This is a genomic window from Phaeodactylibacter xiamenensis (assembly GCF_000759025.1).
Lineage (GTDB): Bacteria > Bacteroidota > Bacteroidia > Chitinophagales > Saprospiraceae > Phaeodactylibacter > Phaeodactylibacter xiamenensis.
On sequence record NZ_JPOS01000005.1, the window covers coordinates 1 to 18,810 of the forward strand.

General features: G+C 50.4%; 17 protein-coding genes and 1 pseudogene. 13 read left to right on the plus strand and 5 right to left on the minus strand.

The genetic code is table 11. The features are described 5' to 3' along the window. The first annotated feature begins 627 nt into the window (after nucleotides 1–627). The 4 genes from IX84_RS02140 (at nucleotide 628) to IX84_RS02160 (ending at nucleotide 3,296) form a co-directional block, all read left to right on the plus strand. Nucleotides 628–1,023, plus strand: coding sequence for a GxxExxY protein (locus tag IX84_RS02140; protein ID WP_044216201.1), 396 nt, complete (start codon nucleotides 628–630; stop codon nucleotides 1,021–1,023). A gap of 16 nt (nucleotides 1,024–1,039) precedes the next feature. After that, nucleotides 1,040–2,164, plus strand: coding sequence for a 4-hydroxyphenylpyruvate dioxygenase (gene hppD, locus IX84_RS02145; protein WP_044216202.1), 1,125 nt, complete (start codon nucleotides 1,040–1,042; stop codon nucleotides 2,162–2,164). 365 nt (nucleotides 2,165–2,529) lie between these two features. Then, nucleotides 2,530–2,910 carry a hypothetical protein gene (locus tag IX84_RS02155; RefSeq protein WP_152604882.1) on the plus strand — a complete coding sequence of 127 codons (381 nt, stop codon included), beginning with the start codon at nucleotides 2,530–2,532 and terminating at the stop codon, nucleotides 2,908–2,910. After that, complete coding sequence (locus IX84_RS02160) at nucleotides 2,907–3,296, plus strand: type II toxin-antitoxin system VapC family toxin (RefSeq protein ID WP_044216208.1); 390 nt, start codon at nucleotides 2,907–2,909, stop codon at nucleotides 3,294–3,296. The genes IX84_RS02155 and IX84_RS02160 overlap by 4 nt, the downstream gene beginning before the upstream one ends. 180 nt (nucleotides 3,297–3,476) lie before the next feature. Here the strand turns inward: IX84_RS02160 and IX84_RS02165 are convergent, their stop codons facing one another. Further along, a complete protein-coding gene (locus tag IX84_RS02165) occupies nucleotides 3,477–3,782 on the minus strand; it encodes a LytTR family DNA-binding domain-containing protein (protein ID WP_044216210.1) in 306 nt (101 codons plus the stop codon). Between the two features lie 102 nt (nucleotides 3,783–3,884). On the opposite strand from IX84_RS02165, the gene IX84_RS02170 reads away from it, so the two are divergent. The 3 genes from IX84_RS02170 (at nucleotide 3,885) to IX84_RS02180 (ending at nucleotide 6,552) form a co-directional block, all read left to right on the plus strand. Beyond that, nucleotides 3,885–4,655 carry a tetratricopeptide repeat protein gene (locus IX84_RS02170; RefSeq protein ID WP_044216212.1) on the plus strand — a complete coding sequence of 257 codons (771 nt, stop codon included), beginning with the start codon at nucleotides 3,885–3,887 and terminating at the stop codon, nucleotides 4,653–4,655. 123 nt (nucleotides 4,656–4,778) lie between these two features. Beyond that, nucleotides 4,779–6,050 carry a nuclear transport factor 2 family protein gene (locus IX84_RS32350; protein WP_081968566.1) on the plus strand — a complete coding sequence of 424 codons (1,272 nt, stop codon included), beginning with the start codon at nucleotides 4,779–4,781 and terminating at the stop codon, nucleotides 6,048–6,050. Nucleotides 6,051–6,108: 58 nt separating this feature from the next. Beyond that, nucleotides 6,109–6,552 carry an SgcJ/EcaC family oxidoreductase gene (locus IX84_RS02180; RefSeq protein ID WP_044216214.1) on the plus strand — a complete coding sequence of 148 codons (444 nt, stop codon included), beginning with the start codon at nucleotides 6,109–6,111 and terminating at the stop codon, nucleotides 6,550–6,552. Nucleotides 6,553–6,595: 43 nt separating this feature from the next. Here the strand turns inward: IX84_RS02180 and IX84_RS02185 are convergent, their stop codons facing one another. After that, on the minus strand, nucleotides 6,596–7,735 hold the full coding sequence (locus IX84_RS02185; protein WP_044216215.1) for an ATP-binding protein: 1,140 nt from the start codon (nucleotides 7,733–7,735) through the stop codon (nucleotides 6,596–6,598). A gap of 96 nt (nucleotides 7,736–7,831) precedes the next feature. Beyond that, nucleotides 7,832–8,488, minus strand: a complete 657-nt coding sequence (locus tag IX84_RS02190) for a hypothetical protein (protein WP_044216217.1) — start codon at nucleotides 8,486–8,488, stop codon at nucleotides 7,832–7,834. A 118-nt stretch (nucleotides 8,489–8,606) separates the two neighbouring features. Here IX84_RS02190 and IX84_RS02195 point away from each other — a divergent pair, with 118 nt between their 5' ends. The 3 genes from IX84_RS02195 (at nucleotide 8,607) to IX84_RS02205 (ending at nucleotide 14,747) form a co-directional block, all read left to right on the plus strand. Beyond that, nucleotides 8,607–8,948, plus strand: coding sequence for a hypothetical protein (locus tag IX84_RS02195; RefSeq protein WP_152604883.1), 342 nt, complete (start codon nucleotides 8,607–8,609; stop codon nucleotides 8,946–8,948). Between the two features lie 876 nt (nucleotides 8,949–9,824). Beyond that, the gene (locus tag IX84_RS02200; RefSeq protein WP_152604884.1) at nucleotides 9,825–13,118 is read left to right on the plus strand and encodes a right-handed parallel beta-helix repeat-containing protein; all 3,294 of its coding nucleotides are present in this window, start codon (nucleotides 9,825–9,827) and stop codon (nucleotides 13,116–13,118) included. A 63-nt stretch (nucleotides 13,119–13,181) separates the two neighbouring features. Then, nucleotides 13,182–14,747 carry a T9SS type A sorting domain-containing protein gene (locus IX84_RS02205; protein WP_044216222.1) on the plus strand — a complete coding sequence of 522 codons (1,566 nt, stop codon included), beginning with the start codon at nucleotides 13,182–13,184 and terminating at the stop codon, nucleotides 14,745–14,747. A gap of 8 nt (nucleotides 14,748–14,755) precedes the next feature. Here IX84_RS02205 and IX84_RS33220 read toward each other — a convergent pair whose 3' ends face one another. Further along, complete coding sequence (locus IX84_RS33220) at nucleotides 14,756–14,911, minus strand: cyclodeaminase/cyclohydrolase family protein (protein ID WP_160213623.1); 156 nt, start codon at nucleotides 14,909–14,911, stop codon at nucleotides 14,756–14,758. 252 nt (nucleotides 14,912–15,163) lie between these two features. Between IX84_RS33220 and IX84_RS02210 the strand changes: the two genes are divergently transcribed. The 3 genes and pseudogenes from IX84_RS02210 to IX84_RS02215 all read left to right on the plus strand — a co-directional run bounded on the left by IX84_RS02210 (nucleotide 15,164) and on the right by IX84_RS02215 (nucleotide 17,947). Further along, a complete protein-coding gene (locus IX84_RS02210; RefSeq protein WP_044216224.1) occupies nucleotides 15,164–15,670 on the plus strand; it encodes a T9SS type A sorting domain-containing protein in 507 nt (168 codons plus the stop codon). 96 nt (nucleotides 15,671–15,766) lie between these two features. Beyond that, nucleotides 15,767–16,636: pseudogene (locus IX84_RS34465) on the plus strand (YCF48-related protein); the annotation flags it as partial. A gap of 69 nt (nucleotides 16,637–16,705) precedes the next feature. Continuing rightward, nucleotides 16,706–17,947 carry a T9SS type A sorting domain-containing protein gene (locus IX84_RS02215; RefSeq protein ID WP_238578219.1) on the plus strand — a complete coding sequence of 414 codons (1,242 nt, stop codon included), beginning with the start codon at nucleotides 16,706–16,708 and terminating at the stop codon, nucleotides 17,945–17,947. 617 nt (nucleotides 17,948–18,564) lie between these two features. Here IX84_RS02215 and IX84_RS02220 read toward each other — a convergent pair. Continuing rightward, a partial coding sequence (locus IX84_RS02220) for a T9SS C-terminal target domain-containing protein (RefSeq protein ID WP_044216228.1) occupies nucleotides 18,565–18,810 on the minus strand: 246 nt, incomplete at its 5' end.

Consider the following 18,810-nt stretch of genomic DNA (forward strand, 5'->3'; position numbering starts at 1 on the left):
GATTTGCACGGATTGCGAGCAGGGGCATAAGAGCGGGGCATGTTCGTGTGGCGGCAGCAGGATTGCAGGATTAGTGTGATCAGTCAGATCAGCGTCATCAGTGTACTATTGTCGTGCGCGGCGTGAGGGGGAACACAGATTAGACTGATTGCGCAGATTTGCACGGATTGCGAGCAGGGGCATAAGAGCGGGGCATGTTCGTGTGGCGGCAGCAGGATTGCAGGATCAGTGTGATCAGTCAGATCAGCGTCATCAGTGTACTATTGTCGTGCGCGGCGTGAGGGGGAACACAGATTAGACTGATTGCGCAGATTTGCACGGATTGCGAGCAGGGGCATAAGAGCGGGGCATGTTCGTGTGGCGGCAGCAGGATTGCAGGATTAGTGTGATCAGTCAGATCAGCGTCATCAGTGTACTATTGTCGTGCGCGGCGTGAGGGGGAACACAGATTAGACTGATTTCGCGGATTTGCACGGATTGCGAGCAGGGGCATAAGAGCAGGGGCATGCATGTGTGGCGGCAGCAGGATTGCAAGATCAGTGTGATCAGTCAGATCAGCGTCATCAGTGTACTATCCGATAAGAGTTAACTTTAGAAAATGAATTAAAGCCTAAAAAACCAAAAACAATGACCAATGAAAACTTTCTCCACTCTACCCTGACAGGAGCTATTCTCAAAGCCTTTTACAAGGTTTACAATACCCTGGGTTATGGTTTTCTGGAAAAGGTATATGAAAATGCTATGATGATCGAGCTTGATAATATGTTTTTTCACGTTGTTCAGCAGCAACCCATAAAGGTGTTTTACGAAGAGCAGGTAATCGGTAAATATTTTGCGGACTTGCTGGTTGAAAACAAAGTCATTGTTGAGTTAAAAGCTTGCAAAACTTTAGCCCCAGAACACGAAGCCCAACTCCTAAACTACCTGAGGGCCACCGAAATAGAGGTAGGGTTACTTTTGAACTTCGGAGAAGAGCCCAAACACCGGCGTCTGATCATGACAAACGACAAAAAAATATTTTAACAAAAAACTGAAATTCATGGATGCACTAACCAAACCAACCACTGAGACGATTCAGGACACCTTCCCCATCAACGGGACGGACTACATAGAATTTTACGTAGGCAATGCCAAGCAGGCGGCTCATTACTACCAAACGGCTTTTGGTTTTAAGCTGATTGCTTACCGCGGGCCGGAGACTGGCGCGAAAGATACGGCCTCCTACGTGCTGCAGCAGGATAAAATCCGCTTTGTGCTTACCGCAGCACTGACACCCGATCATGAGGTAGCCAGGCATGTGCTTAAGCACGGAGATGGGGTAAAAGTCCTGGCGCTGTGGGTGGACGATGCCGAAGAAGCCCACCGTATAGCGGTAGAACGCGGTGCTAAATCCTTCGCAGCGCCTCAGCGCATCGAGGATAAAAGCGGGCATGTCGTCACGGCCTCCATTCATACCTACGGGGAGACCCTACATACTTTCGTGGAGCGCAGCAGCTACGAAGGCCCATTTCTGCCAGGCTTTGTCGCCATGGAAAGCCCAATGGAAGTTGAACCGATCGGGTTAAAGTATGTCGACCACTGTGTAGGCAACGTCGAGCTAGGGCAGATGAACGAATGGGTAAAGTTTTACCAGGATGTAATGGGCTTCAAACTGCTCGTCACCTTCGATGACAAGGACATTTCCACCAAGTATACTGCGCTGATGAGCAAGGTAGTCTCCAATGGCAATGGCTACATTAAGTTCCCCATCAATGAGCCCGCTCAGGGGCTGAAGAAATCCCAGATTGAAGAGTACCTCGATTACTACCGCAGTGCCGGCGTACAGCACATTGCGATCGCCACCGATGACATCATCCATACAGTAGACGAACTGCGCCGCCGGGGCATTGATTTCCTCCGTGTTCCAGACACCTATTACGACACCGTACTGGAAAGGGTAGGTGAAATCAACGAAAGCCTGCAGGAACTCAAGCGCCTGAATATCCTCATTGACCGGGATGACGAAGGCTACCTGCTGCAGATCTTCACCAAGCCGGTGCAGGACCGCCCAACGGTATTCTACGAAATTATTCAGCGGGAAGGCGCCCGTTCTTTCGGCAAGGGCAACTTCAAGGCCCTGTTCGAAGCCATCGAGCGGGAGCAGGAGTTAAGGGGGACGTTGTAGGCTGTTAGATCGTGGTGATTTCCAAAATCACCACGATCTTTACTCTCTTGGGAGCGACTAATACTAGCTCGTCCCTCCCGCTGCGTGATGGCTTTGTGGGCGGCGATTTGCATTTCGTTGAGCTGGGTGGTGCCCAGCTTTTCTAGCATGGTTTGTGGGTCTTTTTGTTTGGACATGGGGCTGAGGTAGGGAAAAAGTAGACGGGAGTCGATTGAAAAAGCGCCCACCCACATCCTAATGTAGCCTTACCCTCGCGGGATTATCCGAAAGCGATCGGCCATAAAGCCCGGGAAGGGAAAGGCAAAGGTTATACCAACGACATAATAGCTTGCTCCAGTATCACACATCTTAATTTCCCAGAGACGATGAATATTTGGATCAACGACCCACCATTTATCCCCAATGATCGCTGGGTTGAGCGTATATTTCAAATTTTGGTTCACCTAATGAACTGTTTTGAACCAAAAGTAGTTAATCCAAAAAAATACAGTCTTATGAAATCTCTGACGATCCACAATCTGGATACTGAGGTGTCAAATGCGATTGAAGATATTGCCAGGCGCACGGGCTTAAGCCAAAACAAAGTAATAAAAAAACTCCTTAGAGAGGCCTTAAACCTTGAAGACACTAAAGAGCCCCGACAGGATTTTGCAGAATTTTGTGGGTTGTGGTCAGGCGGAGAAGCCGAATCTTTCAGTAAGGCGGTCGGTACCTTCGATCAAATTGACGAAGAAATGTGGCAATGAGAAAAATCGTTTTAGACACTAATGCCTATAGCCACCTGATGGAGGGAGACAAGCAAGTATTGGAAGCTTTGAATGAAGCCGACAAAATTTACTTACCTGTTTTTGTAGTGGCGGAGTTGTTGTTTGGATTCAAAAATGGAACCAGAGAAGCATGGAATCGGGATACCCTGAAAAAATTTGAATCCAAAAGTATTGTTGAACGGTATTTCCCCACAGATGAAACTATTGAAATATTTAGCGATGTTTTTTCATCCCTAAAAAAGGCAGGCAACCCAATTCCCATTCATGATATCTGGATAGCTGCTATCGCTATCGAAACGGGCAGTGTTATTGTTACTTACGACAAACATTTTCTGCAAATAACTCAAGCAAGGGTTTGGAGCTGATTCGCATACGCCGATTACCAGATCAAACCTTACTATACAAAATTAAGCTTGATCTTATGCATTAGAAAGGCCTATTTCAGGAAACTTGAGCAAAACACAGTCCCCGAGAGCCGGCTTTACAGGCAGTTATAGTCTGACAACAGGGGCAGCACATCCCTTCACGCTGCAAGCTCTCACCTCCTAATTCAACAGCCGCTTCATAAGCGCCTCGCGCCAATTGCTCCCAAGTGGCAGTCGCTTGTCACCGATAATCAGCTCGCTTTCTACCATCTCCTCAATATGGCGCAAATTGACCAGGTAGGATCGGTGCGTGCGCTGGAACCACTCAGCAGGCAGCAGCGCTTCGAAGTTTTTCAAAGCCATCGTCAGCTGAAGGTCCTTGGTGAACGCGATGTCGGTCATTTGCGCAAGCAGTTCCAAACGCTGCTCTGGCTCGGTAGTGGCGCTGTAAGCTTGCTCCAAATATGCACCAAGGACCGTTCCCACTTAGCGAAGGGGAAGTGGCATTTTATCAAAGCACCGGGTAACCTTTTCGGAGCTTATAAAATAGACAGTCGATCAATCATTTCAACACTAAAATTCATTATCGTGAAAACCACATTCTTTTTTATCGCCCTGTTTTTGGGTAATATGATGATCCTGAACGCGCAGGAACTACTCCTGCCCGTGTCCACTCCATCGGAAACGGCGAAAGCCGAGTACGTGAAGGCATTAAGAGCAGCTGAGGACGCCAACATACCCGTCTTTTTCGAAAGGCTGAACGCCGCTGTAAAAACAGACCCCAACTTCTTTATGGCTCATGCTTACATGGCCCTGGCACAAACCTCCTTTGGGCAGTACGAAAATGCAGTCCCAAGTATCAAATCCGCCCTCGCAGTTGATGCGAAAGGCCTCAATAAAGGAGAGCATATTATCCGGCAGGCTCTGCAAACGCTTGAGAAAGATCCCAAAGCGGACATCGCCGAATCTATGGCTTCGCTGACGGAAGCTTACCCGGAAACCGCACAGGCCTATGAACTCGCTGCAGTGTCTGCTTCCTGGATCAGCAAAGACGCTCAGGCTGCCAAGGAGTACAATCTCCGCTTGCTTGAATTGCGCCCCGGTCACGGTGGCACTTACAATGCCCTGGGGTACTCCTACATGGCACTCGGAGAAATGAGTGAGGCCAAAGCTGCTTTCGACAAATACCTTGAAGTATCGCCCGATGAACCCAATGCCTGGGACAGCATGGGCGAGTATTACATGGTAGCTAAGGACTATGCCAAATCGGCGGAATACTACGATAAAGCCGCTGAAATGGGAATGGAACTTGCTAAAGAAAGGGCTGAGAAGGCACGGGCAGCCATCACTAAAAACTAATGATACCCTATACGGTGCAGGGCAGGGCGGAATGATCCTGCCCGGCACCAACCCTTGAATATCAAGTTTATCTTATCAAATTATGCGTTGATCAACGCTACCCATCTTGTAAAACCACCAACCATGAAAAAACCACCCTTCTTTTTAGCCCTATTACTAAGTTGCCCATTGCTGTTAAGCGCACAGACCGCCTCCAATGAGGCCGATATGCACACCTTCGCACGCCAGTTTATGGCCGCCTATAACTCAGGTGATCATGCTGCGCTGGAAGAAATGTATACGACAGATGCCATACGCATTGATACCGATGGTGAAACGACCAAAGGGGCGAAACAGATCGCTGCTGAACACGCAGAACAGCTGCGAAGCAACAACGTCACCCTGCTAATCCGGCAAAACGGCCTCCACTGGTCCGATGCCGAGCACGCCTGGGTAGCCACAGGCACCTATGAAGTGTACGGCAAATCCGTGGTGTACGATATAGACATTGATTTCGCGGGCCAGTATACCAGCACCATGCTGGAACAAAAAGGGGAATGGAAAATCGCCAAAAGCGTGCTACAACCGCTGGCACACAAAGACCCCAAGGTGGCCGCCAATATCAAGTTGTACACCGAGACCTGGGATGCCATCATCAACGAAGGCAGGTTCGAGCTTTTCAATGAGGAGCATTTCATGCCCGATGTAATCATGCATGCAGAGCCGGAAAACGTAGTTGGCATTGAAGGTATGAAGAGTTATTACAAGTCGCTGCTGTCGGCTTTCTCTGATGGCCAATTCACCGTCAACAACATCTTTGGAGAGGGCGACCAACTGACCAAGCACTGGACTTTCCGGGGTAGGCATACAGGTGACTTTTTTGGCGTTCCAGCCTCCGGCAATGAGATCGTAATGACGGGTAGCACCATCGTCCGTATGAGCCCCGATGGGCGGATTGCCGAGGAGCGGGACTTCATGGACAATATGGCTATACTTTATCAAATGGGTGTTGTCTCATCGCCGGGCAACCTGGCTGTGGTGGATGGGCTGTACCAAGCCTTCGCCAAAGGGGATATCCCCGCCGCCCTGGCTCCGATGGACGCGGATATCGTCTGGAACGAAGCCGAGAGTTTTCCCTACGCGGATAAGAATCCCTACGTCGGCCCCGAAGCCGTATTGAACGGCGTCTTCGCCCGCATCGGCGCCGAGTGGGAGTACTGGAACCTGACTGACATCGAACTGCATGACGTGTCTGGCAATAAAGTGCTGGCTACCCTGCGCTACGATGCCAAGCACAAAGCAACGGGCAAGACGATCGACTCGCAAACGGCCCACTTGTGGACGCTGCGGGATGGCAAGATCATCGCCTTCCAGCAGTTTACGGATACGAAGCAGGCCGCCGCAGCGGTGCGGTAATCCCCCGGCCTGGCTTCACAACAAAACACACATTTTCAAACCAAATAATTTTCAACTTATGAAAAATTTCATTTTGCTTACCGCATTGCTCCTGACCGCGGTCAGCATGCAAGCCCAAACTATTGACGCTGAGATAGCCGCCTTAGGCAATGCCTGGGAAGCCGCCTACGAGCGCGGCGACGCAGCCGCCCTGGCCGCAGTATACGCTGAAAAAGTGGAGATTGTCAACGCTGATGGCAGCATCAGGACAGCCACCCGTGCCGATATAGAAGCGAATTGGGCAAAAACCTTTGCTGGCAACACAGGCACGATTGAGTTTGCCGACGATATGACTGCCACCCTGCTTTCCGATGGTAAAGCAAGCACCAAAGGGAGCTTCACGCAAACCATGACCAACAAGGAGACTGGCGAAACGGAGACCTTCCGGGGTCGCTTCGACCACCATGCCGTGAAGGTTGATGGACGATGGCTGTTGAGCCGTATGAAAGTGATGCCGCAGTAATACCTATGCCGCCGCTGGAGTGCTTGTACGGACTTCACGGCGGCTATTCTTGGATCGCAATAAATGGAAGATAATTGCCTGGGTGAATCACTTCAAAGCTCGCCTCTGGATAGGTATCAACCCAAAGTGCAGGCGTTTTAGAGGATGATTTTGACCATTTGAACTCGAAGCCATATAGCCCGCCATCACGTTCTTCAACGAAATCGACTTCCTTTTGGTCATAAGTTCGCCAGAAGTAATTATTGGAGAAGATTTTTTTGTAGTGCTGCTTTTTCATACGCTCAATAATCAGATAATTCTCCCACAAAGCGCCAACATCATTCCTTAAGTTGAGCTCATTAAAATTATTGATGACAGCATTGCGAATACCGTTATCCCAAAAGTAGTATTTCGAACTTTTGGATATTTCCTTCCGTAGGTTCCTTGAATAGCCTCCGAGCCGTTTGATCACAAAGACTTTTTCCAGCAGATCCAGATACTTCTCTACGGTACGGGTATTTAGGCCAATAGCTTTGCTAATTTCGTGTATAGAAACTAAGTTACCGATTTGAAAAGCTAACAGACTTAAGATGTCAATAATTTTCTGAGATTTCCGAATTTCCTCAAACATCAAAAGGTCTTTATAAAGATAGCTATTCACTATGCTATTAAGCAGTTCCCGCTTTTCTGAAAGGCCAACCGTTGTTATTACTTCTGGATAACCGCCGTAAACCAAGCGTTGCGACAGCAACTCCTCGGTCTGGAATGGCGCTTCATTTGCGCTAAGTTCAAGCTGGGAAACAGGATATAACGTGAATGTCCATTTTCTGCCCACGAGCGGCTCACCAGTTTGATTAGAAAGATCAAATGAGGAAGACCCAGTCGCCAAAACCCGTACATGTGGCAAATGATCAACAATCAGCTTAAGGTTTAATCCTATATTAGGCACATGCTGAGCTTCGTCTACAACCAGGAGGGTATTACGACCTATGTTCTGACGGAGCACTTCAATGCTCTGACTACCCAACCAACGTTGAATATTGCGATCCTCTCCGGAAATAAAAAGGAAAGGTTCCTGCTCTTGGGAAAGTATATCCTTTACTAATGTTGTCTTACCCACCTGCCGGGGCCCCAGTAGCACCACCACTTTTCCTGGAACCATCTTTCTCCTCAGCTCCTGCTGAATAACTCTTTGAATTTTCATATTCTAATACATAAAATTCTTTATAAAATTATGTATTAAGTTACTATTTTTCAAAAATCTCAGTTGTTTTTCCAATTCCATTGATTATTAATCAAATCACTCCCCCTCCGTCAAAGGGGTAATCATAATATGCGCCCGGTGCGTGCCCGGATTCATAATCCAGGGGTGGTGGGGCTCTACAGGGCGCTCCGGCAGTCCGGTGGAGGCAGCGGTGGCAAAGGGCATGTAGACCACGTAGCGGTACTGCGCCTGATCCACCTCTCCCGTAGCCGGATCGTACTGCGCTTCGGGGCCATAGTAGATGTGCAGGGTAGCACCCGTCTCACCCATGTCAAGTTTGCCAGCCTTTACCTCCTTCTCGCGGATATCGAAGATTTCGTTGGCATTTTTGCCTTCGGCACGGAGTTCACGCCCACGCGCCATAAAAGGCTCAAGACTGCGGTGGTAGCAGGCGGCATTGAAACCCTCCTGATTGGGGTTATCAACCAGGCAGATGAATTCGTTCGTCCCTTCCTTAAAGGTGACAAACTCCCCCGCCATATTGTAACCGATGACTTTAGCGCCTTCCCGGCTGGCTTCGGGGGCGGCCATCAGGGCAGTGGCCATCAGGGCTTCATCGGTGTCGATAGGCTGGTAGGTTACCGGAGACTCTTCCGGTTGAGTTGTGGTGGCCGCTTCCGCTTCCTGCGATTCCGGGGCATTGCAGGCAAACAGAAAGCCCGACAGGGCAAATAGACAGATTAGGTTTTTCATGGCTTTGATTTTGGTTGGTTTCCCTGAAGATAAGGGTTTTGAGGATAATAGGGGCTGGTCTTTGGCGTCTTTTCCAAATCGTGCTACCTTGCAGGGTGTAAAGATTAAAATGATTGGAATGGCAACACCGGAAGACCTGCAAGGCACCAAGGAACTGATCCTGCGCGATTTCGAGCTGCAGGAAGGCGACGAACCTATTGCAACCGAAGAAGACCTCCTCCGCCTGCTGGCCGATCAGATTGCCGGGATGATTGAGTACAACCTGGAAGTGCTGCTCAGCAACCTCTACCGCCTCGATGTGCAGGAAGCCAAGGTCAACTATGCCCTCTCCCCCCACTGTCCGGAGCCTGCCAACGTGGCCCTGGCCCGCCTCGTATTGGAGCGCCAAAAGCAGCGCGCCTACACCAAAAAACACTTTCAGCAGCCGGATTTGGAGGATTTGGATGGGCTGGAGTTATGAGCCCGCTGCATTGGGCAGAACAAGCCCACCCTTACACCTATCAAAAAGCAGGATCAAACCAAAATTAACAACTGCCTTTCAGGCTAGAGCGCAAATGTTAATTAACCAAAACTTATTCAGCCGAAATTGGCATTATCCCGTTTATTGTCTACATTGTAACCATAACGCGTTCCAGCTGCTCGCTCGAATGCGCCTTCTGTAACTAAACACCGTGTTATATTATGAAAAACTTACTTTCCTTTACCCCCCCCCAGGATTTTATTCTTCAGCGGACTGGGCACTGCCCTTGCTTTAATGAGCTGGCTGGCTATGCAAATGGGTAGTTGGGATGGTGGGATGCCCCATGGTCCATTGCCCGAAAGTGCGCGCTCTGCTCCACCAGAAAGCAGTTGTGCAATCACCGATATACTGATGACGAACCGGTCGGATTGCAACGACAATGGAACATTAGACTATCAAGATGATTTTTTTACGGCAGATGTCACTGTTCATTTTGAAAATAAGCCTGCGTCCGGCTCACTCGATGTAGTGGGGCAGTATTTATCACAGCCTTTGTCTGTTTCGGTTGGTAGTACATCAGCACCCGATTCACATACTTTCGTTGATGTCACACTGGAAACAACGGTAAATCCCAGGGATATAAGATTGACGGCTTCGTTCTCAGATTTGTCGTCATGTGAACTGCAAGTAGATGAGGTGAGTTCTACAAGGAGACAATGTTCAGTTTGCGGCAATAACCAAACCACGGGTCAACAATATCCCAGTTGTTGGCCTACTCAAGACCCACAAATCAGTGACGAATGTGAAAAGTCTTATAATTACGCGCCACCTCCGGGGTTTCCAGAACATACCCCTTTACGGCATATAAAAACAGTCGTGCATATCTTCCAGACAGAAGATCCAGCTAACCCCTTGCATTTTACTGAAAACCATATAGAAATTATTAATTCTCTTTTCGATGGTGCCAATCACCACCTCGCTAATTTGTGTGATGACCCTGATGATTTCTCCCCTCATATGCCGGATGCCCGAATCCGATTATTGAATACCGGGACTATCGGAGAAGACGTATTTTTCTATCAGGATGACCATGCCTGGGGGTTTGGCACAGCGGGCTGTGGTTATGATTTCTTAGATTTACAAGGTCGATATGATGATGCAAGAGATTTAGCGCTGGCCAATTACCCGGCCCCTGACGAAGAGGCTTTTCATATTATTCTCACGGGTGGAAATTGGCGTGATGAGGACGGGGATGGTAAATACGATGTCGGAGAATGTCATTTTCCTTGCGGAGGAGGCCTGACCAGAAATATGGGGTCTTGTCCGGATTCAGGTACTCCCCTTTCAATGGGGCTGGCGGGCACGTATGGAACCTACTTAAGTGCTATAGGAAATACAGGTGATTTACCCGATTGTGGATACGACGGAGAAGTGGCAGACATTGGCCGGGGCTTTCTTGGTGAAATATTCCATGTTCTCTCTCTAGACCACTTATCCCCTCTGCAAGTTCATAAAAACCATAGTATTGGTACGGATGGTTGTCTTGATACCCCGCTCAAGGCTAACCTAAACCTACTCGATTGCAATTTTACAGAGCGCTGTGCCCTAACAGAATGCCAAATTGGGAGACTTCATAGACTGTTTGCAGAAGGAAAATTCTCCTCTTTAGAACGCTTCCCCGACGGCAACGGCGGCTTTTCTCAAACTATGATTTGCACCTCCACAGAACCCACCATCGTCATCCCGAGCGGGGCAGATGTAGTCTGGGAAGGACCGAAAATTCTTCGCTCTGGCATCGTCGTCGAAGACGGCGGCAAACTGACCATCAAGTGTGAGGTGAAACTGCCATCCGATGCAAAAATTGAAGTAGAGGAAGGCGGTGCCCTCATTATTGATGGCGGGCATTTGCTGCCAAAGTGCGAAGATATGTCCTGGAGAGGCATCACCCTTTCCGGGGATGGCGGGCCTTTTGTGCCCGGGCAAAGCACCTACCTGAGGATCAATCCTGGCTCCATCATTGAAGCGGCCGAAAACCCAATTGTCAATAACAGTGCGACGGTACTGGCTTTTGGGGCGCTCATCAGCAACTCCGGCACAGTAGAGCTGCACGACCATGAAAACGACCCGCTGACCCGCTTTATCAATTGTGACTTCATACGGGACAGCGACTACGCCCTACTCGCCAGCCCCACCGAAAACTGGGACAACCAAATGCTGATCGACAATTTCAGCGGGCCGCAGATTACCGGGTGTACCTTCAATACCATCGCACACCCCATAGGTAAAAGCAATGGCATGGGCATCGCTCATATCGGTGGCCGCTTCACCTTGTCCAGTTCCCTCATCGAAGGGTACAGGGTTGGCGTGAACGGCAACACGCTTTTAGAGAACACTACGGGGAGGTTTACCATCCAACAGTGTACCCTGCGCAATAATGCTATAGCTATTGTCAGTGACGGGATCAACAATATTGACATCCGGGAGAACCTCATCGAAGGGATTGGCAATTATCATAATGGAGACGAGGAAGGCATCGTACTCCGGGAATGTACGGGCTTTGAGGTCCAGGACAATGAATTCGAAGGGCTTGCCGGCGCTACCGACACCTGGGGCATCGTGGTCGAAAACTCCGGCTCCGAGTCCAACGACATTGAGCGCAATGCCTTTTCCAATTTGCATGTGGCCAATCAGGCGCAGTTGTTGAACCATAGCTTTGATCCCTTCCTCGGCCTGCAATACTCCTGCAACACCAACACCAGCAACACCAGCTACGACTACGTTGTCACGAATGATGGCATCGCTGCATTCCAAGGCAGCCCCACCCTCCCGGCCGGTAACACCTTCTCCGGCATCGCCTCTGCCGGGGGCGACTTCTTCAATGACGGGGATAATGGCATCACCTACTTTTACTATGACGGGGCAGCGGATGAGGAACCGGTGAATTATTCTGGCATGTTTACTCCTAGTGCTCTGAATGAAGATAATACCTGCCAGCCCGACGATACCGACGGGCCCATCATCCTTATCGACCCTTCCAAGATGAGGGAGCGCTACCTAAAAGCCCGGGAAGGCTACTACGCCGCCAAAGCGGAGTACGACTCTCTGATGAACGGCGGGCAGGACGAGGCCTATTGGAAGAGTCAGGCGGAAGGGCTGACGCCTGCCGGGGCAGCAGCCTTCTGGCAAAATGCCGTCAACATCTCCCCCTACTTCAGTAAGGGCACCCTTGAAAGCATCATCAAGCGGGGCGACCTGTTCAGCTATGCCGAACTAGCAGCCCTGCTTATGGACAATCCTGAAGCCCTGCGTGACGCTAAATTCCAGGGCTTCCTCTACAGCGAGCTGCCCGCTGCCATGGTCGATACCATACTGCCCTACCGGGAGGTATCCACCCCGCGCACTGCCCTCGAAGTGGAAATGGCCGGGCACCGCTATACCATGCATCAGACGGCCAATGTCAGGATCAAACAAATCTTGTCTGATACCTTGGGCATCAACTATACCGCTTACCGCGAGTGGCTGCGCAATAAAGAAAGCCTGGAAGCCTACTACGAGCTGGCTACTTCGTATTGCGTCAAAGACTCCTTCGAGGTGGCCCTGGAAAAGTGCGACTCTGTATACCTGCTCTTTGAGCTGACCGAAGCTCAGGAAAAAGCCCATAAACGATTCGTAGAATACCTGAAGTTCACTATGGACGCACAGGCAGCGGGCGTGCACTACGCTGCCTACGACAGCAGCCGGGTCGCTGCCCTGCAAAGCATAGCCGACAGTGGGGACGACCGCGCGGCGGCCTTCGCCCGTGGCCTGCTCAATACCTTCTACGGCTACGACTACCGCATTGTACCGCAGTCGCCAAATGTGCAGGGGCTCTATACCCTGCCCGGCAGCGGGCCTGCCACGCAGCCGCAGGAACGGGCACAGCCCTTATCGGCACTGCCCAACCCCGCCCGGGAGCAGGTCGCTTTCCGATACCAATTGCCGGACCCGCAGCAGCCTGCACAGTTGCTGATTTACGATATGCAGGGCAAGCATGCCGCTACGCTACGCTGTGGCCTAGGTACCGTCCAGCAAATTTGGCAAACTGCTGGATACCAACGCGGGCTGTACTATTGCATCCTACAGCAGGGGGGCTACCGCTCTCCCGCATTGAAAGTACTGCTGATTGACTAACTATTCTATAGCGCCGGTTTTAGTAAGGCTGCTAAAACCGGCGCTCCAAATTTCCCCTCTATTATGAAAAACTTTCTTTGGCACCTGTTACTGATATTGTGCAGCACTACATTTGCACAAACCACTACTTTTAACAAAAGAATAGATACAGGATACCCTTTTCTGAATATCACAGAAGTTTTGCCTACTGATAGCTGCTACTATGCTACAGGAGTAATTACCCATGAAACAGATAGTATCTTTTCTGTTGGCCATCTTTTTTTAAAACTTAGCCTTGAAGGAGAAATCCTATGGCACAAAAAGCTCGGCACCCCACAGAAATCCTATGAATCCTGGGGGTCAGGCCTTTTTTCAACGGATGAATCCAGTTTCGTTACCATGGGGATTACTAAAGATTCAATCCCCAAAATCGCGCTCATTAAATACAATGGAAATGGGGACACTATATTCACGAAAGAGTACATCAACCCTTTCTATCCGGAAGAATCTTTTATCTCCGCAGCACAAAATGTCAGCCCTTATAAAAACGATGAGATTTCACTTATTTCAGGGATTGATGCCGATCCAGATGGGGGCAATTCCGAGATATACTGGCTACGCCTGAACGCAGCAGGGGAAATAATAAATAGTTTTATTTACGCCGCACCGGAGCACAATACCCCTGAATCACAAACCATAGATGAAAATGGGAATATCACCATAGGCGCCTTTAGCCATAACATCGGCCAAGTCAACCAAAATTTCACCTGCCAGGCTCAAATCCTACAGATAGACAGTTTAGGCAACCAAAAATGGCTGTACAAGACCCCAGCTAACCAGCTTTTTAGCTCCGCACGCTCCCTCCTCCCCACCCCCGACGGCAGCCTCATCGTCGGAACCGGTAAAGGCGTGGAGACGGCCATCAACAGCAGCAGCGGCCGCGTAGACTGGAACCCCTGCTTCTTCAAGCTCAATGCCGATAGGCAGATGGAGTGGACCAGGGGGTTTAGGGGCGAATTCCCGTGGACTAACTTCTCCATGGTCAAAATCGTTGAGGCTACAGACCAAAGCGGGTACCTTGGCATCAGTTGGACCGCAGAGACGGAGTCTATTGGAGAGCTTAGGAAAGGCACCTGGCTCATGAAGGCCTCCCCACAAGGCGACAGCCTTTGGGTGCGCTACTTCACGCTTTTTGATGAGGAACCGCTTGCCCCCGAGCCCATGGACCTCAAAGCCACCCCCGATGGCGGCTACATCGTCTGCGGCGCTATCGACCCGCCCGATGACGGGGGCGTCCACCCATTGCGCTACGGCTGGCTCCTCAAGCTCGATGAGCACGGCTGCCTCGTGCCCGGCTGCCACCTGCCCAACAGCACCGCGCCGGAGCCCGGCACACCGCCACAGCTCGCCCTCTTCCCCAACCCCGCCCGCGATTTTATCAACTTTGAGCTGCGCGGTGCCCGCCCTGCCCCCGATGGGGTGTTCCGCATACTTGATGTGCAGGGGCAGCTTTTGCAGACTATCCCGGCACAGGAAGCCTTGGGTACGGTAGTCGTGCCCGTGCACGATTGGGCGGCGGGGGCGTATGTGGTGCAGTACCTGGAAGGCGGGCAGCTCAGGGCAACGGAGCAGTTCTTGAAGGTGGAGTGATAACCACATCACCCCACATGCCGCTCCACCAGCCCAATTACTTCCTGCTCCAGGGCATCCGCCCTCGCAGCTATAGATTGAGCCGCTGAGAGTTTGGCTTCCACCCAGGCTTTGTCCTCGATATCACCGGCATTGATGCGGACATTGAGCCAGGCACCGTGCACAGCTGCTCTTCCTGCGCATTTTTTTGGGAGCGCTCTCTTCCCTAAAGAAATACATCACGCTATATTTGATTGGTAAAATCAGCTCGTCCGGTATTTTTCACAACCCCAAACAAAGCTAAACCAAACGTTAATTAACCTAAACTTATTCCGCCGGAATTGGCACTATGTCGTTTTTTGCCTACATTGTAATCACAGCGCGTTCCAGCTGCTTGCTCAAATGCGCTCTTTGTAACTAAAATCCCTTCACACTTTATGCAAAATCTATCTTCCATTTATCCCCCCGCGTTAAGTATTATTGCCTTATCCTTTGATAAACTCGTAAGCGGCAGTGCAGATTTATCCGGGTTTAGCCTTGATACTGCTGCACTACAGCCCATTGCTTATATGGCAGACGGGACGAAGCAAAAGATCACGCTTTCCATCCGTTCCGGGGGGAAGCTGGGCAATGGTTTCTTGCAGCAATCGGATAACACTCCGCTGGAAGAAAGCAACGAACAGAAATCAGCATTAGGTGCACAAGTGTTGGTTTCCCCTAACCCTTTCAGTCAAAAGCTGCTGATCGACCTTGGGAGTACTCCTTCAGGCGCACAAACCTCAGTTACTATTTTCAACAGTATTGGCCAGCAGGTCTGGCAATGGCAGGGCTCAGCAGATGGAACACTCGAGGCTTCCACTTCAACCTGGCCGGATGGCGTGTACTACTATCAGGTAAAGATAGGTGAAGACTTGACTTCTGGCAAGGTTATTAAAGGCCAATAAAACTTTAATATAATTTAATTGCCCAGCCCCACGGCACATGCGGGGCTGGGTATATATCCTTTTATTATGCGTACCATATTCCTCACTTTACTGATAATGGCCAGCATAAACAAGGGCAAAAGCCAATGCTGGGAAATCATTTACGATGGAGGTAATAATATTGTTTTTACAAACCTTGAAGTCTTAAATGACTCCGCATTTTGGGTAGTTGCCACACTTGTAGAACAAGGGCAAAGCCTAGGGCTAAGAACAGAAGACAAAGGGGACTCTTGGAGCATCGTGACTTGGCCAAGCTCCATTTCTCACCCATATTCCATTGAACTCATTAATCAGAACTCCGCTTTTATTGGGTCCTTTAAAAATAGCGTATATAAAACAGAAGACAAGGGCTGGTCATGGGATGACGTAGACCTCCCCCAAGAGGGAGGGGGGACTGTAATCCGTTACATTGTTTTTAACAACGAAAACGAGGGGTGGCTAACTGTTGACAAAGGCTCTATTTTTCATACTCAAGATGGAGGGGCAAATTGGGTAGAAAAAGGAAACAATGTAGAATATGGAATTCCTTCTTTCAGAGGTTTTCAGGCTGTAACGGATAGTGTCCTCTATTTTTATGGCTGGCATGCATTCAGCAGCGCTAATTCAGCCCGAATATGGAAAACTATCAACAAGGGGGATACATGGAATACTTTGAATTTAGGACTACCTACAAGTGAACTGGATTTCTTCTTTCTAGATCAAAACACTGGATGGATTCCATGCCAAAACAACACAATCTGTAAAACAATGGATGGAGGGGATACTTGGTCAGAATATACAGTTACAGACAACTCTGAAACTTACGGTTTCACAACCCAATTTACTAGCAATAGTATAGGCTGGGTAGGAGGATGGATAGCTGATTCTCCCAATTTTTTAATCCCGTTTATTGCGTACAGCGGCGACGGGGGCGAAACCTGGGCAAGGCAACATTTATCAATTGATACGTCTTATGTTTTTGACTATGAAAACGACAATAGAATAAGAGAACTCCAAATGGTCAACGACACACTGGGTTACGCTATATCAGGCAGAAGGCGTATCTACCGCTACCGCGGGCGCGCTGCCGAATGCGGGCCTGCCCCCGTATTGCTCGGCACTAACGCCTTGTCCCCCAGCTTCTCCTGGGCTGCCGCCGAAGGCTGCTTCGATGGGTACTATTTCCAAATAGGCAGCAGCCCAGGGGAGGATGACCTCCTGCCTCCAACTGATGTCGGGCTCGACACCTTTTTCCACGCTACGGCACCGCTCCCTGAAAACACCACCGCATACGCCACTGTGCGCCCCTATAACCACCAATTTGGGCCAGCACAAAGCTGCGAGTCTACCGTTTTCCTAACCCCGGACTGCCCTCCAGCCCCTGTCGTCATCGATACCGGCTACTGTGCAGGCAGTCCATTGCTGTGGGGGGACAGCCTCATTAATGCGCCCGGCACCTATACCTTCCCTGCACAGGCGCTAACGGGCTGCGACAGCACCACCGTGCTCAAAGTAGAAGCCTATGCCCCGGATACCAGCTTAATCGATACTTTTTTCTGTAGTGGCAGCGATGGGCTGCTCTGGGGGGACAGCCTGTTGCCACAGCCAGGGACATATATCTTTGCCTACCTCAATGCACAGGGCTGTGACAGTACCGTACAGGTTTCACTAGCCCTTACCAACAGCAGCTTAAGCGCCATAGACACCTTCTTTTGCGAAGGGGAAGCCTTTTGGTGGGGCGATACCCTACTGCCCGGGCCGGGCCTGCACACCCTCGCCTACCGCTCCGCAGAGGGCTGTGACAGTACCCTGCAAGTCACGCTCCAAGCCCGGAACAATAGCTATGTTGAGCTGGACACTGCTCTTGTGCCAGGAGCTGTTTTCATGGGCAGCGCCTTCTATACGGACACTACTTTCACGCAGTTGCACCCTGCCGCTAACGGCTGCGACAGCCTCACCACCATCCACATAGAGATCATCTCCAATACCAGAGCTGCAGCCCAGCCTTCGCCCTGGCGTTGTTACCCTAACCCTGCCCGGGACCTCCTCTGGGCGGAAGGGCCTTCACCTAATGCCCGGCTACAGTTATGGTCTGCCGGAGGGCAGCGGGTTGGGCTTCCCAAGCATAGCCCCCCTACGCCTGAAGGGGCAGGGCGGTACAGGTATGCTTACAACATCTCCCATTTGCCGCCGGGGTTGTACTGGCTGCAGATCACCTGGGAGAGTGGGACAGCTTTGGAGAAGGTGGTGAAGATGTAATAGCCTGGTACGACCAGGGCGCTGACCTGGCTAGTGCGACTAGACCGAAATAGTTGACAGTCTTTTCACGCTTGAGCGCTTACTAGCGTTGGGCGTTAACTGTCAAGTATCTACGGCTCAATCCACTAGAAATATATTATATAGATTGCCCGTTATTTAATACTTGACAGACCACTAAATGCTCCGGGGCGTTGTAGGGCTCAAATGCCTTTAGCTTGCCCTGGCCCGCCTCGTACTGCAGGCCGCCTACATCAAAAAACACTTTCAGCAGCCGGATTTGGGGAATTTGGATGGGATGGAGTTGTAATTATACTGACGATTAAGTGGTTTGCCACAGCAAACCTACTCAATGCTTGCCCGTGTCTCCTCACTTGTGGGCTTTGGCCACTGGAGACTATACTTAAAGGCAGGAGGGTCAGCATTTACGCTGGGAAGTGGCTCGCGCTTGCCCTGACAAGCTGCGCTTCGTCAGTGGCCGATGTCGCAAATCCAAGATCCCAGACGATGAATGTCTGGATCAACGACCCAGACGATGAATGTCTGGATAGTGACCCGACATTTATCGTTCCCCGTGCTGGCCGTCAGCGCCAGTAGGTGACCACTTCGTATTGCGTATATCACCGTACCAACGTCACATCCCCCTGCAAAGTCTGCACTGCTTCCTGCCGCTCTACCTGATACTGCATGAGGTAGAAATAGACCTCTGTGGGCGCAGGCTCTCCGTCCTGTTCGCCATCCCAGGGCAGGGCGGCGTCTGAAGTTTCATAGACGAGATTGCCCCAGCGGTTGTAAATGCGCAGCAGAAAGTTTAGGAAGACCGGTTCTTCACAGTCACTCAGCGGGCCAAAGGTATCGTTGGTGTT